Genomic DNA, 16,309 nt, shown 5'->3' on the forward strand with positions numbered 1-16,309 from the left:
AAGACGAGATTGGGCAAAATCCTTAGTTAATATCCACTGGGCTTTATGTGCTAATTAGAATAACAGGAACTCCAATTTAATCCTTAAATTATTTATAAATAATCATAGTAAAAAGTTTCGCCCATTTCTGAGCATAGTTCCTTAAATTTATTTTTTTGCAATTCATTTTCCTGTAAGGTACCTTTTATCGCAGAACCAAATGTTCCGCTGGTATTAACATTATTCAAGACTTTATTGATATGTTTGACAACAACTGAATTTAATTCTGCATTTTTAATGTAGAAAGGTAAATTACTTGTTTGATCATACCAAAATTGATAGTTCCATTTATCACTTGAAGCAGCTAGAATATAGCCTTCATATATTTCGAAAAATTTGTATTTTTTTAAAATCAATAAACTTTCATCCGATAATTTAGATATGAATAAAAAGATATCTTCGGTAATTAGATTTGTCCAAAAGGACTCGATTTCATCCTGTGGAATTTTATTATTTTTAAACAACCATTCTACAATTTCAAAAACTGCACTCGAGTTTCTTGATATTCTGCAAAACCTCGTAAAGTTATTTTTCCAAAACACTCTTAAAAAGCCATCGTTTCCTGAGAACTTTCTTATAATTGCAGGAGATACAGATATTATGTTCATGAACTCTCTCTGGTTATTCTCAAGAAATTGTAATAGTTTTGTTTGTATATTGGGATCTGTATGTTCAGATAAATCAATCCAAAATTGTGTGACTCTGTTGTTTTCATAATGAGATAAGGGGATTTTTTGAAATAATTTTTTAAACAATTCGTTACTCTGATCGAAGTGAGCAACACTGGGTAACGTATCTACTAAATAAGTGTAGTCATTGCTGTACTCAGCACATGTTGGATCAAAATGACGCCTTGCTACTTCAACAAATCCTTCAACTCCACTATCAACTATAAACTTCCCTAAATGGTTTTGTATAAACATCCATAGAGCTTCTACTTGAGGATAACTAATTATATCCTTTGCATGAATGCACGCATTACGCTTATTTTTCCAAAAAATTGCTTCGTTTCGTATATCTCTATATATTAGAAATGCTTGTTTCGAAGGTTTAGGCTTAACTTTTTTCTTTTCTACGTCATTATCGAAAGCTATTACTTCGTTCACTTCTATATCCCATTTATCTATTAATTTAAGATTATCTTGTATTTCTGTCCAAGTTGAATCGGATATACCAGCTGGCTGTTCTGCACGCAGCAATCGATGTTTAACTATTATCTGAAATGCTAAATAGGACAACATAAAAGCACCACGGTATGCTGAAACTTTAAAACATAAAATAGCCTCTTCCAAAAATTCCTTTGCCTCATCCTCAATGTATTGTGTCTCTAACCAATTCTCAAAAGCTAATTTCATTTTTATTTATTTCTCCTTTGATTTTTGTAATACACCGCTATCTATTCATATTAATATTCTTTATCTTAATTTAAAGTGACATTCGATAGGAAATACCAAACCGTACAAATTAAAAGTGATGTAATTTTTTTAATCACTTCAACAAAAAAAGAAGCACTACGTTTATTACGTTTTTTGTGCTTCTTTAAATACTAATTTATACAATGATTACTTATGGAAATTTAAGACCTTATCTCAACAATAGCTAAATTTTTAGGTTGGGGTATTATCATAATTAAATTCTTTCGCCAACCATTCAAAATCCAAATTGGTTTCCTCTTCCCCTTGTACTCCTGATTCTGATAAGGTTTTTACTCGAAGCAATTCTTCTCTTTCGGATAAAAGCAATTCGTAATCCTTATTTAATCTATCTATCTGAGAGAGGGCTTGCTGTAATTCCTGCATTAATTTTAAATTATTACTGTTTTCAATATTCATTTTATCCTTAATATCTTCGAGTTCTTGTTGTACTTGACGTAAATCCAGTTGAGAGGACTGAAGTTGTTTGTTTGATTCCTCACGGAATATCGATTCCCGTTCAATAAGAAGCGTATTTGTCTCTTTCTCATAATTATTAATTTTGCGGGTAAGAGTGTCATTTTCGGCCTGTAATGTATCACGCTCTTTTCTCGTCTCGCCTAAAGTTTGCGAAATCTTACCCTGCTCCTTTAACTGATTCTCATAATTCTGATTTAATCGAGTATTACTCATCTGTAATTGATTAATTTCAGAAGTAAATCCTTTAATTTGTTTATTATTAGATTTTATGAGCTTCTCAAGATCTCTTAATTTTAGGGACTGGTTTTCAATTGTCACTTTTAATTCATTCTGTTCTTCTAGCAAGTTATCATAGAGATCTTTATACTCCCCATCTGACTCTTTTTCTTTATACATTTCTGATGCATGCTCTAACATTCGAATTGCACTTTCAACGATCTCTCTGGGGTCATTTGGTAAGTCTATCTCTTTAGCATCATCAGAAGTATCATGCAAATACTCAAAATTATTACGGCTCAAATCCCCACCTTCTTTTTTGGGACTGTTATTAACTTGTGATTTGTTTAGCTTTTTATCCTCGACAGATAAAACTTGTTTGGAAATTAATTCTTTATAAATCGATTCAGGATGTTGATCAACAAATAATTCAACGAGTAATTGTTTATGCAATCCATTTTTATAAAACCGAAGAATATTAATAGTAGTATGTGTTGGGATTACATTTTTTTCATAAATCCCTTTGATATTTCGTACCACTTCATCAATTGTACGATCTGTTTTATTTGCAATAATATCCAAAGTGTTTTCCATGTAACTCAAATATGAATTCACAAATTTATTGTATAATTCGTAATAATTGCTTAGGACTTGACTTAACTTTTCACGAAGGAGAACACTATCAACTTTATTACCACTCAGCTCAAGTTTTGAAATTTTAATAGCTCTTAACAAAGAAACATTTCCGTAAATGATTTGAGAAATTTCATGATCTGAAAAATGATAGAGCAGAGCAGCATCAAGCAACTCATCTTTTATACCATATAGGCCATCCATAGAAATATATGGGTTCTTTTTAACGGAGGACCCTGTTTTTCTTTTCATATTATTCCCTCGTCTCTCGATTGATTGTTATTCTTCCTTGTTCTTTCTTCATTGAGCTAATAATATGATCTATTTCTCGGACGACTCGAACATCACTTTCAGTTCTTTTTGCATCATAAAGTACTTCTTGGGGGAGCAACTCTTTTTTCTTATTCACATGTTTACCAATCAACTTATAAATCTCTATTCGAAGCGCTGGCAGCTTTGCATAATCCAATCTTTTTATTATGATTGGCCCTATATCCGAATTTAGTACATTGGCTTGTAGTAATCCACAAATAATAAACAGAGATTTCTCATCTGATAAAGTTAATAAACTCTCCGCTAACTTTTTGTGTTGGTAAGGTTGTAATTTTGCAACATGTCTCTGTAATGTACGCTTTTCAAACTCACTACCTTCAACTAACAAACTGACATACTTTAAAAAGGACTCCTCATTCCCAAGTGAAACCATACAATTAAGAGCCTCTAAATAAAGCATGGAATTTTTGTTATTTAAGTAAGGTTTTATTTGCTCTTGGACATTTTGATTGCGGTTACCTATAAATCCGATAGTCAATAAACACTCTTGCTTTACCTTAAGGTCATTGGAGGTTTTCAACTCCGATAACACATATGAAAGAACACCTTCGCTTCTTGTATAACTCAAACCACGAATAATAGCACGCTTCTTATCTGGAAATTCTTCAAGTGCCTGAACCAATACATTTGTTGAATGAGTCATTCTTAGTGAGCCTAGTGTCTGACAAATAGGAATCAGTAAGTTATCGTCGTCTGTCTCATTTAACACTTTTTTTAGCATCGGTATAGCATCTTCCTGAAATGAACGAAGTGCGGTTGTATAAATCGGTCCCAAAGGATATTTTTCATTTTTAATGTAAAGTTCAAAGATAACTTTTACAGCACTTGTTCCAAATTCTGAAAATCTATAAGCATTTTTTATCGCATGTTCAATTAAATCAGTCCGCCTTAAATCGAGGTTATTAATTTCATTGAAAATATCTGGAATAGACTCTTTCTTCGCTATATTTAACAAGGCATCTAAGCTTCCCTTGAAATATTCTGGATCTGACATGCGTTTTAGCAATCCACTAACAGACTCTTGATCTCTAATGGAACCAGCAACCAAAATTGCGAAATTAATATGTTGACGTATAGTGGCTTTTTCTAAAATCGCTTTAATAATACGTCTACCCTTCAAACTTCTGTTCGTCAATCGATTAAGCAATTGAATGATAAGTGATTTGATTTTATCATCAGATAGGTCAAACTTACGACATTCTCTGAATAGAATAATGATTGACCTCTCTCCAAAGGATTCTATGATTCTTACAGATTCTTTCCATAATTCTCCGTTAGTCTGATATGCAATATTTTCAATTGCTTGCAAAATAGTCTGATATTCAGACTCAGTAATGTTTTCATCAAGGCTTTCAAATGAAATATCTACGTAACCTAGATTACCGTAATACTCAACTTCAACAACACCTTTATTCTCATTTAAAGAACTTGGCCCTGTCATAAAATCTAAAAATTCCGCTTCGTTTTCTTGCTCTTCTATTTCAATTTGTTTTAAAATCTCTTCCTTTAATTCCTCCTCTTCCTTATCGCTCAATACATTTTTTTCCCTATATTCCTCTGATGGTGAGATCTCCTTTTTCAAGCTATTCAGTTTATCTAGCACTTCATCAGACATCCGATCAAATAGTGACATCTGGTCTCATCTCCCTTTGTCGAATGTTTTTATTTAACGTTGCCTGACGTTCTTGGAGTTCTCTAATTTCTTCTTCCGTAAACTCATGTGATCCAATATTCACGTCGATCACTTCCGTTTCATCATTTTCAAGCCAAGCCTTTACAGCAACTTCTCTTTCAGTGTTGCAACTTACTTTTAACACTAATTTCGAGTTTATTTCTACAGGTTTTTTAAATTCGATTATGGCAGATTTCAATTTTTTAACATGTATAGATTTAGCAAAGGGAGCTGAGAAAAGTTCCAGTTGCATTCCGTTCACCGTTTTTATATCTCTCGGACCATTAACAATAAACTTATCTTGAATGATGCGCTCAAAGGGTAATTTGGTTCCTTTTTCAAGAATAGCAACTGGATCACCCCCGACGATATCAACATAGATATTATTAGGAACTGTATTTCCAATAACATTTTGTCTGTCTTTATTATCCGATACATATTCTTTATTTCCTTTTAAGGAAATCTCATTAATCCGATAATGATAAACAGCAGCTCCCCTACTAACTGAAGTCATTGGGTTGGATGATTTGAGCGGCTTAATTCGGCGATTGAAAATGTCATAGATGCGTTCTTGGATCGTTTGGTAATAAGTCATTCCACCTACCAAAAATACTGCATCAATATCTTCCAGTTGCATTGGACCCAATATTGTATTTTCAAGAGCGCTACGAATTGGCGTTTCAATATTTTTGGTTTGATTACCTTCAGCAAACAATAGTTTATTAATTATAGTGTCATAATCCTTTTTGGTTAATTTAAACGTTGTTACAAGCTCTGAAGGAAGTGTACCTGGAAGTGCTGCTGAGAAAGAAATATTATCGAATTGATCTTTGTTCTCGAAATATTCAATTCCTTCTATCCTTAGTTTTGACTCAATGCTGGTACTAAACTTCATTTTTGCCTTTTCAGCAATATCAGTTAGGTTGGATAACAACTGTATTACCACATCTCTTCCGAACTTTTGAGCAATAGCTTTCGCCGAAAGTCCTGATTCCTTAACAACTCTACGTAATAATTCATTCATAATTTCTGTATCAAAGTCCATTCCCCCAAGATCAGTATATTGAGAAATTGAAATTTCCTGTATATCTAGCTTTCCACCTTCTTGTCCAGAAACTTGTAATATAGATACATCACACGTTCCGCCTCCCAAATCAAAGACCATTAAGTTCTTCTTACCTGATGAAAAATCAATTCTCCTGTCAGTCGGATCTAGCTTTTCTTCTTCATTTAAGAAATCGATTAAGGCAGCCGTTGGCTCAGGGATCATATGAATCCCCTCCTCACTGAATCCGCTTAATATAGCAGCTGTCTTGGTGGCATTTTGTTGTTGAAAGTCAAAGTTTGCAGGGATTGTAATTACCACGCTGTCGATTTCTTCATTTGGATAAAAGTCTTTCACTTGTGCTCTTAAGGATGAAAGAACATATGAAGAAACCTCTTCTGGTCGTATTCTGATATCATTAATTATCCACCCTTTATCCTGTCCGATAACACGTTTGGCTTCTTTTACAACAGAAGACGGAAAAACCCCACTCATTTTTTTTGCGAACTTTCCAACATACGGTATATTTTGAGGATCTACATAAAGAACAGAGGGCAACAGAATATTTTGAATTAAAGAATCCCCCCGTTCATCTGTTTGTGTCACTTCTAAAGTTGTTGTTTCTATTTCACTTCTAATCGTTCTATGAGCTACACTCACGGTTGAATTAGTAGTTCCTAAATCAATTCCTACAAATCTTGACATATTTAATTTTCCTCTCCATCTTTAAATTTCATCTCAGTGACTAACGGGGGGATTATTATTCGATTATTCAACATCCACCCATATTTCAAAAGTTTAACTTTAATTTCGTCGGAGTCAGATGAAATGGGCCCGTTTGTTTCATAATTTTTAATTAATTCAGCACGAGTTACAATAAATATCTCGTTTATTTCTTTGAAGTTACTAAATTCTTCAAGTCCAATCGTTAAATTCAAATTTGAAAAAAGATTCACTAATCTCCCTGTACTAATATTGGGATTATTCGGCTTGATGCCTTGACTTTCCTCGAATAAATCAGAAAGCAAATAGTCCCCTCTGCTACCGCCTAAAGCTTTCAATAGATTGCTGAGTACTTTTTCTTCAGTTTGACGTACACGTTCTTTTTCTTGCTCTAAAGCCATATTCAGACGTTTAAGTTCATCTTCCGCTATTTCCAATTTATTGCTATACTCTTCTTCAAGAACTGTGAGTAATAGATTACCGCCAGATTTCATTTTTTCCATAGCACGATGAATGGAACTTAAAGCTTGATTTAAATCTTTTTCTACGGTTTCTTGTTCAGACGTAGCTCCCATAAGATCTATGGTTTCGTCAGAATTGCCTATCAAAGTTTGGCTATAAGGCAATGAATCAGTAATTCCCTTATCTATTTTCAGATTTTTTGCCGTTTGAGTGATTCCCTGTTCAGAATATCCGTGCAAATTGTCTATAAAGACCTTCATCAATTCTGAGGGTTTGCAATGTTTCGAAGATTCCAAAATTATTTTTTCCAGTCCTTCTGCAAAGCATAAACCATCAACATTAATTATTTTTTTATACGCTGCCATTCTACCATTTTTTCCTTTTTTCAATCTAAAACCAGCACCTAGTAAGTATTGTTGCGCTGGTTTAGTTTCTTCCACCGTATAATGCCAAGAAATGACTTCATCCACTAAAGAAAGAATTTGAATGTCATTTTCTCCTTCTAAGAAACATACGAAATAACGAATTAGGAGTTCAGTTAAAATTCTCTGATCAGGGATAAATAACTTACTTCCCTCTAAATCACCCTGGCAAATATAGATGAATGCCTTTCTAGCATGATTATATTTTAATTTGGTTAGTGACAAAAAGTTTGCACATAAATCCATCGTTAATTTTTGAGGTTCATCTAATTTATTCCACTCAGTTTTAATGAGAGAAATTAGTGTATCTTCATTTTCAATTTGTGGATTCTCAAAGATTGTTTTTTCACAAAGGATTTGTAGCTTCCAATAAAGGTTATTGCGTTTATCAAAACTGTATAATGAAACTTTCCTTAATAAACTTTCTGTTTCTTCTCCAAACTCTTGAGCTAACAGTTCGAGAATCTTTTCGCTTCCCTTGCCATAATTTTTCAGGGAGAAATCTATTACTCGTTCTATCGTATTCATAACTCCTCCTATTACTTGCCTGTTATAAGTGAATAAGTTTTACCATTGAAGGCAGGAACAATTGACATATCGTTTCCTAAGTAGGCTAATAAATTAATCAAAGTGGGATAGATGATATTACCATCTACAATAGTCTGGTTTGGGAAGTAAGATCTTTGATGTTCTCCGTGCATTAGAAATACCTGTTTAGGGCTGATATCCATGATTAATTTAAGAATTTGCTCTCGACTTGCATGAGCTGATAATCGAAATGTTTCTGTACTAGCCTTAAGCTGTTTTGTTACACCATTAATTTTTACCGTTTGATCCTCTATACGATTATCAGCCTGTAAAAGATGACTGCCAGGGCTTTCTTCATCCATATATCCTGTAAAGGAAATGGTGTTTTGGGGTTCTTCAATCATCTTCTCCGCATACCTTGCAGAGGCACTTTGATCCATCAGCATTCCTGAGCTTGCAACGATACAACTCCCACCTGTGGATAAATAGTCCTCATAAAATTCATCAAAACTAGAACTAAGCTTTTGATTGGCATAAATATCTTTCGCACAAATAACTTCTTCTCCAAAAAGAGTTTTATCATTCTTTTCTTCATCAAAAATATCTTGATATACTTTACATACATCAATAACTCTTCCATCAATGAAGAGATTAAATGGCAAAAAGCGTTCCTTTTGGAATGCATCCCGAATTATCATTAATATCTCTTGCGCTCTACCTACGGCAAATGCTGGGATCAAAATATTTCCTTTGTTATTAATTGTTTTTCTAATGGATTCTGTAAACATCGTCTCTTGAAGATCCCTTGAAATGCTAGCATTCGTTGGTAGAAACCCGTATGTTGATTCAGTAATTAATATATCTACTTTTAAGTCTCTGGGAAGTTTTAAACCTTCAACAGTTTTTTGATTATCAATTGAATAATCCCCCGTAAAGAGAATCGAGACTCCATCGATTTCTAAATGAATCGAACTGGCCCCCAAAATATGTCCTGAGTGGTAATAAGTAACTTTCCATTCTGTATTTTGCGATGGAATAGTGAAGGTCTTCCCTTGTTCAATTGTTCTTATGCTAAGAATTGCTCCTCGAACGTCATCCTCAGAGTAACCATCAGGATGCTTCTTATTCCCTTTCACAGCGTCCAATAACAAAATCCTCATTAATCTGCGAGTTGCCTCAGTAGTGTAAATCGGCAGCTGGTTATATTGGTTATAGATATAAGGTACAGAACCTGTATGATCTAAATGAGCGTGGGTGAGAAGTAGCGCATCTAGTTTTTCAAACGTAACTCCTTGTTCAAACATTGGAGTATAATCAGCATGGTAGTTTTCTTCATGTAAATGCATGCCTGCATCTAATAATAGGAAGTGTCCGTTGACGTTGATTAGTATAGATGTGCCCCCAATTTTCTCTCCTCCACCTAGAAATGTGATTTTACAATCCCCGAGAGGTGGCGTCTCCTTATTTGACTCTATTTTTTTTGATGTTCTCCAATAGGCAGAAATCACTTCTCGTTTATCTGAATGTTTTACATATAAATCTTCTAAGTGTTTGTGTAATAGTTCTGTATGTTTATCTTCTAAATAATTCACATATAAAATGCCTAATGTTAAATCATTTGGATACGCCAAATAATCAGCCTCAATATGTTCAAGCCACTTTTTATCTTTTCTCAATCTCCATATGATATGTAGAGAGCCTTTTCGTTTTACCTCTAACGAAAAATCCTCAAAATGGCCAAACTCAATGCTAGAAGCAATAGTAGTATTTAATGAATTCTGTAATAAATCCTTATAAAAGATGGCAAGTACTTTCACTTCTCCAAATATTGGACCACTTATCTCGTACCAGTCATTTCGACTTACTAGATTTACAATTTCATCAAGTATAATTGCCCAGTATGTTATCTGCTGGATTTTACCCACTTCGATATTTCGCAAGTAAATTAGCTTTCTCAAATGAAACCTGGCTTGATTGAAGTTTCTAAAATGATATTCTAGCTCGATTAACAAAACTAAATAATCAATATATGGTTCTAAAAATCCAGTATTATTTCTAAATTCACTATCTACGTTACCCGCTAATCCCAATAGTAAATAATATGCTTTTTCATATTGGGCTAATGAAAAGTACATCTCTGACATTTGAATAATTTCCATCGGGAAATGCTCAATACCTGGTTGATTAAGCAACCATTCGAGGTCTTCAGTAGACTGTCCCCCATATTTCCAGTAGGAGAAAAACAACGGAAGAAATAAACGTAACTCTCCCGATTGCCTAATGCCTATTTTTGCAAGGAGGTATGCATCCTGATATTTTTGAATGGACGCATAGAACTTGCATAACCTCTCAGTCATTTCTAAGTCCAAGTTGTCCATTTTTTCATATAGTCGATCATAATATTTTTTAGCTTCGGACGGGTATCCACGATTTTCATAGAAAATAGCATTTTCAAAATTCTCTTCTAATGTGTTCATGGTCGCATTCCCTCTTTTAATCATATAGACATAGTTAATATGTAATGAACTACTGCACCAGGATTGAAAAATAGTATAAAAGACTTAGAGATAAATCGCTTCCCATTTCCATATATAAGGCTATAGACACTTACATAAAATAATAGCAAATTTTGTTGGATATTGATACATATTTTGCCACGAATTAATCTACTTATGAAAAGGAAGAATTTCTGACAATTTATTTAATTTTCACTATCCATTTACTATTCAATTTGGTGGATTTTCAAAAAAAGATTTACTCAAAATAAATTTAAAAGGACTCTCCTAAGGGAAAGCCCTTTCTATAAGGGATTGCTTAAGCAAAAATTTTGATATATCTGCAATTTCAGTGGAAATTAACTCAATACTTTTCCCTATATGAAACAGGGCAATCGTATCCCTTCAGATCCCTGAAAGGCGTCGATGCCCTTCTAATCGAAAAGTAGTTTCGGTCTGAATTGTCGTCTGAGCACCCCCCATATCAATTCGAAAGGAGAATTCGCCCTACAGTCTAAGGTCCCAACGGATCTCCGCCTTAAAATGTGCTAAATAATCTCGGTAAAGGACAAAACTGTTGATTGAAAGTGTATTCTATCGGTGTAATGGCATTCGTTGGAGTTAAAACGAAAACATCCGCAAAATTGGGTTCCCGACTGCCCCTCTTGATTATCTCCCCAGGTGTAAACATATATGGTACCATCGTTTTTTAGGAGCAGGACATGGCTTGCGGTTTCGCTAGCTCTTTGTATGGATTTCTGCTGGTTATCGCTGATTTGGCCTCCGTCTTCTAAGTAAATAAGAAAGAACACAGCCAAAGATAAGGGTTAACTAAATAAAACATTTGATTCAAAATTTCATAACCCTCCTCCGTCATTGGGTCAATTGATGGACTACTTCATCCACGACCTGCTGGAAGCCGCCGTGCGCCACGAATTGCTGGTAGGAAAAGTATAGGAAATACAGAAACACAAAAAATAATGCTATACGTACCCAAGCAGGAACCAGCTCATTAAACACCCACAATCCCCACTTTAAAATGCCAACGACCACTGTTTTCAGGATTGTAAAGGGGGTTTTCACGAATTCATAAGCAATGGATTTACTGGTATGATTGGTTAGGACTTCGGATGGATCAACCCCTTTTTCGCTAACTTTGCCGTAAAATATTCGAACAGTGACATGTTTTCCTCCTCTTCGATTACATCTGGTGAAAACCCGCCAAGATATCCTCGGCTCCAATCGACATTAAATCGCTGCTACCCGTTAATGCAAGACGATTGTTTTGAGCCATCCGTACTTTATCAACGCAATTTCGCGCCCAACGGCCATTTCCCTCCAGCATACCGCCTTGGCGAGCGAAAAGAGCAGTAACTTCCTGTTCTAATGCCAATGCGGCTTCAGGCGCGAGCACAAACTGCTTGGACTGAAATGATCGCTTAACGATTTCTAGGATCTCGCTGGCACTATAGTCCGTGAATGTAAATCGAAATGGAATTCGTGAACTCAGACCAGGATTTACCGAAAGCAAGTCTTGCATTTCCTTGCTGTATCCTGCTAATATGACCACGAGTTCACTTCGGTGATCCTCCATCGCTTTGACAAGAACATCGATCGCCTCCTTGCCAAAATCATTCTGGGAGTCTGAGCGCGCTAGGGCATAGGCTTCATCAATAAAAAGGACGCCGCCCTTGGCGCTGTTAATAAGTTCTTTGACATTTGCCTCGGTATGGCCGATATACTTACCGATCATGCCTGAGCGATCAGTCTCCACCACATGGCCGTTGGCCAAAAAGCCCAGCCCATTAAGAAATTTTCCAACGATTCGAGCGACCGTCGTTTTACCTGTACCAGGAGGTCCCGAAAACATCATGTGCATGCTGATCGTTTCCGTCGACACCCCTTGTTGCATTCGTTTTTGTTCCACTTCCACGTGATGGAGTATGCTTTGGACTTGTTCTTTAAGCGAAGTTAACCCCACCATGGCGTGAAGCTCTTGCATCGCTTCTTCGCGGAGCTCACGCTTTCCGATAGCCGCACGATTGATCTCTTGATCCCCGTAATTTCTCGGCATACCTGCGGCCAGCCGCAGATCGTCAGGCAAGATTTTCCCGACATACCGATCGGTGTTTTCCGCTGACACGCGTACATTGTGTTCTTTAACGATACGTTCTACAAAGTTTCGTGCCCAGCGGCCATTCCCTTGAATCGCTCCATTACGGTGGCAGAAATTCACAATCCCTTGGATTTCATCTTTGATAAAGCTGCAATCATAGCCCTTTGCTTCCAGCATGTACAGTGCAATTTGCGATAGCTCATGCGGCGTATAATCGGCGAAAGCAAAGGTGTACGGTACCCGAGAGCGGAAGCCCTGGTTCATATCGAGGAAACGTTCCATATCGCTAGCGTAACCCGCCATAATGACAACCAGATCTTCTCGATAATCCTCCATCGCCTTGATGAGCACATCAATGGCTTCCTGGCCAAAATCACTTGGCGAGTCGGATTTAGCCAGCGCATACGCCTCGTCGATAAACAAGACCCCACCCCAGGCCGCTTCCAACAAATGAATCATTCTCTCTTCTGTCTGACCGATATGCGTTCCGACAATGCTGGATCGATCCGCTTCGATCAATACACGCTCTTCGATCAGATTCAGCCCATATAGCAAATCGACCATGATACGCGCCATTTCGGTCTTCCCTGTACCTGGGGGTCCTGAAAAGATCATATGTAACGTCGGTTTCGTCAAAGCGATCTTACCCAGTCTTTGGGTAATCAAATGGCCCTGCATTTGCTTCATAAAGCTTTGGACCTCTGCCTTGAGTGGAGCCAGCCCGACCATGGCGTCGAGTGCTGCTAACGCAGTATGTAAAACTTCTTCGCGATTGTCAGGGACTTCGTTTTCATCTTGGTTATCTTCAATCCACTCTTCTTCGCCATCGTACTCTTCCTCATCAGGCTGTTCCTGAACGATAGAATGTGTTGGTGCTGCAAGAACAGCAGCGGCTACAGGAGCTGGAGCTGACGCTGCAAAATCACGTTGAACGAGGCGCGCAGACAGCTTATAAACCTGCGTAGGTACTTCAGCTTGCGGCTGCTTGGTTGCTTGATATGCAGTCATTCTCGCTTGGTTAACAAACCGCGCAAAGAGCCAACCCCCGAACAAGACCAATAGTCCTCGCCAGCTTAGCGCAATGTGCTTGATTCCCTCAAAATAAAAAGGATAAAAAATGATGTCCCAGCCATCAGTTATCAACGGCGCCTTACCAACAAGGGTAGCCGAGAAACCATACATGACGATCCAATACGAAAGCATACAACCTGTAAGAGGGACGGAGTCAAGGTTTTGATATCGCTGACGCATAATTGCAACGATAACTGCAATGCCTGCGGCAAGCCCTGCGATCGACAAACCAAAGAGGCCACAAGCAACACTAAAAGCAAAACAACCATAAGCGATAATGGCACAAATCTCCGCCACTTTTCGCTGGAGAGAAAGACCTGATAAGAACAGAAAAAAAGCAGTGGCGCCATAGCAGAGAAATACGACTTCTGCATGATCAACAGCGGGATCGCTGGAAAACGCACCTAGTACAGCCATAAACGCATAAATAGCAGTTAGGCCTAAAAGGACTCGATTTAATAGGTTAAGTGTACGATCCATCTCTTTTCCCATACTTTACACACTCACATTTGCGCTAATTTCTTGCTTCGTGGCTCGAATCACCATGAGTTCCTTAATATTTCGATAAATCGAAAATGGCGCGATTGCCCAGCCTAAAAACAGGGCCAAGACGGCTTTAAAGTAAGGGGCTGTTATAAACTTTCCAACGAACGAGTAGCCCCAAGGTACACTCAGCCCAAGATAACAATAGCCGATGGCTCCTACCACACCCGATGCTCCTGAGTGAACTCCAACATATACGCCAATAACAGCAAAGATGATGGAAATTACAAAACTAACGATTACTTTCCTCTTCGCCTGTTCATTATTCTCTAGCAGGCATTTTTCGCAAAGCATAACAGTAAATCGTTCCGAACATTCGGAACACATCCCTTTCCCACAGTTGTGGCACTGTGCAACCACACTCATTCCTTGATGTTTGTAACAATCCACCCATAGACCCCCTTTAATTTTTCCCTTAGTTTCCCAGATATTTTATCACATTGTTCCCATGAGGTACCATATTTAAATTTGTTCCTATCAGTCCGTTTTTGAGTCTGTCTTTATTCTTTAGACTCAAAGAAGAGGAGGGACGTATGAACATACTAGAAACGATCGGATTACGAATTCGAGAAATACGTGTAGAGAAACAATTGACGCAGGAAGCGCTCGGAGAGCGGATCGGGGCTTCGTATAGCTACGTCGGACGTATTGAACGGGGACAAAAAAATATTTCGCTTCAAACTTTGGAAAAAATCGCCAAAGCTCTTGAGGTAAGTGAAGCCGAATTCTTTACATACTCCCTTTCTGAGGAAACCAAACAAAGTGAAAAAATGAAAGAGATTCGGGAGATTACCGTCATGCTATACAAGCAGGATCTTCAATCAATTGTAAAGATTAAGCCTGTCTTACAGGAGATGTTAAAGCAAATGAAAAAATAAAGTACTTGGCGAGTGCCAAGTACTTTATTTTTTCCTAATTCTTAGCTTTGATAGTTCATTATAGGAATAAATCCCCATAGCTATCCCTCTCATATTAATAACACACCCCTCTAAACAGTAATCCAAAATTTCAACTGTTAAATTAGCGATATTCCGAACCGCCACCCCATATTTGGCGCCCACCTGTATGGGCAGATTTCATATGTTTTTCTTCCTCTACTGATTCCATATGACCTGGTTCCTCAGCATGATGCCAAACGAATCCTTCGGGTGTTTCTCCATTCTGAATTTGCGTAATCTGCTCGGAATTAAAGTTAGCTGCTAATTCAGAATTAGTCACAATTTCATTAGCTAATTGATCATTTAGGTAAGAAAATTGCACATCATCGGTTTGCAAATACAAACTCTCAGGAAGATCATAGTCATATACCTCATTAAAATCAGGAAAAACTCCTTTTGCCCATTGTCCATCAGGCAATTGTATTGTTTTCACTTCATATGGCACACCTGTTACTGGATGCTCCATACCTGCTAAATCCGAGTTAATGGTGTCTAATACCTCAACTTCAGATAAGTTATTTGTGGGTTCAGCCAAACCCGTGGCATCGGCAACGCCATCTGCTCCATCTAAAATATCGAAGACCCCGATAGCAAGAACACCAACCGCCGCAGCCATTCCAATTTTTTTTGCTCCACTTTTAACTTGATCCACATTTCTATTTTTAATACCAACTATCACATTCTTACCGTTTTCATAAACGTAGCCCACGCCATGACCGACATCTTTTGCTGTACTTAAGGCAGCATCTCCAAGCTCGAAGAACCCTTGCTTAACTTTATAATCATCCTTCTGGTAGAGTCCTACACCAACATCTACAGTTCCGCTTGCAATTATACCAAGAACAACCCCCGTTTTCGCAGTAGCACGTTCAGCCCCATATCCGATTTCTTTAATCGTTTGGCTGTTTGTTACCTCTCCTACTACCCTTACCGTTCCACCAATTGCTTTCCCAGTTACTTTTCCTGCGACCAACCCTAAATCTTTTAAAAATCTCATAAATGTTGACTCCTTCTAAATGTTAATACTTAGACATCGTTATATCGCCTGTTACTTCTTTTGATCTTATTAGAAAATCACATAAAATCAGAGAACTTTTCATAGTAATTCATGGTTTAAACTTCATTGTTGCCAATCTACTTGCCAAACTTATGTAAAGATTCACCTATTCGTTAAATAGTTT

12 protein-coding genes are annotated in these 16,309 nt (G+C 37.1%); 1 reads left to right on the forward strand and 11 read right to left on the reverse strand.

Annotated features, from left to right (window positions below; translation table 11 throughout):
• Positions 1-92 precede the first annotated feature (92 nt).
• The 10 genes from H70357_RS29950 to H70357_RS29985 all read right to left on the reverse strand — a co-directional run bounded on the left by H70357_RS29950 (position 93) and on the right by H70357_RS29985 (position 14,580).
• Positions 93-1,394, reverse strand: coding sequence for a hypothetical protein (locus tag H70357_RS29950; protein ID WP_038596827.1), 1,302 nt, complete (start codon positions 1,392-1,394; stop codon positions 93-95).
• Positions 1,395-1,646: 252 nt separating this feature from the next.
• Positions 1,647-3,032 carry a hypothetical protein gene (locus H70357_RS29955; RefSeq protein ID WP_038596830.1) on the reverse strand — a complete coding sequence of 462 codons (1,386 nt, stop codon included), beginning with the start codon at positions 3,030-3,032 and terminating at the stop codon, positions 1,647-1,649.
• A 1-nt stretch (position 3,033) separates the two neighbouring features.
• Positions 3,034-4,746 carry a HEAT repeat domain-containing protein gene (locus H70357_RS29960; RefSeq protein WP_038596833.1) on the reverse strand — a complete coding sequence of 571 codons (1,713 nt, stop codon included), beginning with the start codon at positions 4,744-4,746 and terminating at the stop codon, positions 3,034-3,036.
• The gene (locus H70357_RS29965) at positions 4,733-6,535 is read right to left on the reverse strand and encodes an Hsp70 family protein (protein ID WP_038596836.1); all 1,803 of its coding nucleotides are present in this window, start codon (positions 6,533-6,535) and stop codon (positions 4,733-4,735) included. Before H70357_RS29965 ends, H70357_RS29960 begins: the two co-directional genes overlap by 14 nt.
• 2 nt (positions 6,536-6,537) lie before the next feature.
• Positions 6,538-7,965, reverse strand: a complete 1,428-nt coding sequence (locus tag H70357_RS29970; protein ID WP_038596838.1) for a hypothetical protein — start codon at positions 7,963-7,965, stop codon at positions 6,538-6,540.
• Between the two features lie 11 nt (positions 7,966-7,976).
• On the reverse strand, positions 7,977-10,442 hold the full coding sequence (locus tag H70357_RS29975) for an MBL fold metallo-hydrolase (protein ID WP_038596841.1): 2,466 nt from the start codon (positions 10,440-10,442) through the stop codon (positions 7,977-7,979).
• A gap of 566 nt (positions 10,443-11,008) precedes the next feature.
• Positions 11,009-11,272, reverse strand: coding sequence for a hypothetical protein (locus H70357_RS37245; RefSeq protein WP_442950484.1), 264 nt, complete (start codon positions 11,270-11,272; stop codon positions 11,009-11,011).
• Positions 11,273-11,333: 61 nt separating this feature from the next.
• Positions 11,334-11,480, reverse strand: coding sequence for a hypothetical protein (locus H70357_RS36150; protein ID WP_156130965.1), 147 nt, complete (start codon positions 11,478-11,480; stop codon positions 11,334-11,336).
• Between the two features lie 181 nt (positions 11,481-11,661).
• On the reverse strand, positions 11,662-14,139 hold the full coding sequence (locus tag H70357_RS29980) for an AAA family ATPase (RefSeq protein WP_052092333.1): 2,478 nt from the start codon (positions 14,137-14,139) through the stop codon (positions 11,662-11,664).
• A gap of 3 nt (positions 14,140-14,142) precedes the next feature.
• Entirely contained in the window at positions 14,143-14,580 is a 438-nt protein-coding gene (locus H70357_RS29985) for a hypothetical protein (RefSeq protein WP_038596844.1), read from the reverse strand.
• A 143-nt stretch (positions 14,581-14,723) separates the two neighbouring features.
• Between H70357_RS29985 and H70357_RS29990 the strand changes: the two genes are divergently transcribed.
• Positions 14,724-15,068, forward strand: a complete 345-nt coding sequence (locus tag H70357_RS29990; RefSeq protein WP_038596846.1) for a helix-turn-helix domain-containing protein — start codon at positions 14,724-14,726, stop codon at positions 15,066-15,068.
• Between the two features lie 142 nt (positions 15,069-15,210).
• On the opposite strand, the gene H70357_RS34865 is transcribed toward H70357_RS29990, so the two are convergent.
• Positions 15,211-16,125, reverse strand: coding sequence for an HNH endonuclease (locus H70357_RS34865; RefSeq protein WP_063848059.1), 915 nt, complete (start codon positions 16,123-16,125; stop codon positions 15,211-15,213).
• Positions 16,126-16,309 lie beyond the last annotated feature (184 nt).

The organism is Paenibacillus sp. FSL H7-0357, from assembly GCF_000758525.1.
Taxonomy (GTDB): Bacteria; Bacillota; Bacilli; order Paenibacillales; family Paenibacillaceae; genus Paenibacillus_AQ.

Coding starts and splice junctions, on each gene's coding strand:
- H70357_RS29950 (WP_038596827.1), bottom strand. CDS start 1,394: ATGAAATTAGCTTTTGAGAATTGGTTAGAGACACAATACATTGAGGAT.
- H70357_RS29955 (WP_038596830.1), bottom strand. CDS start 3,032: ATGAAAAGAAAAACAGGGTCCTCCGTTAAAAAGAACCCATATATTTCT.
- H70357_RS29960 (WP_038596833.1), bottom strand. CDS start 4,746: ATGTCACTATTTGATCGGATGTCTGATGAAGTGCTAGATAAACTGAAT.
- H70357_RS29965 (WP_038596836.1), bottom strand. CDS start 6,535: ATGTCAAGATTTGTAGGAATTGATTTAGGAACTACTAATTCAACCGTG.
- H70357_RS29970 (WP_038596838.1), bottom strand. CDS start 7,965: ATGAATACGATAGAACGAGTAATAGATTTCTCCCTGAAAAATTATGGC.
- H70357_RS29975 (WP_038596841.1), bottom strand. CDS start 10,442: ATGAACACATTAGAAGAGAATTTTGAAAATGCTATTTTCTATGAAAAT.
- H70357_RS29980 (WP_052092333.1), bottom strand. CDS start 14,139: ATGGGAAAAGAGATGGATCGTACACTTAACCTATTAAATCGAGTCCTT.
- H70357_RS29990 (WP_038596846.1), top strand. CDS start 14,724: ATGAACATACTAGAAACGATCGGATTACGAATTCGAGAAATACGTGTA.
- H70357_RS34865 (WP_063848059.1), bottom strand. CDS start 16,125: ATGAGATTTTTAAAAGATTTAGGGTTGGTCGCAGGAAAAGTAACTGGG.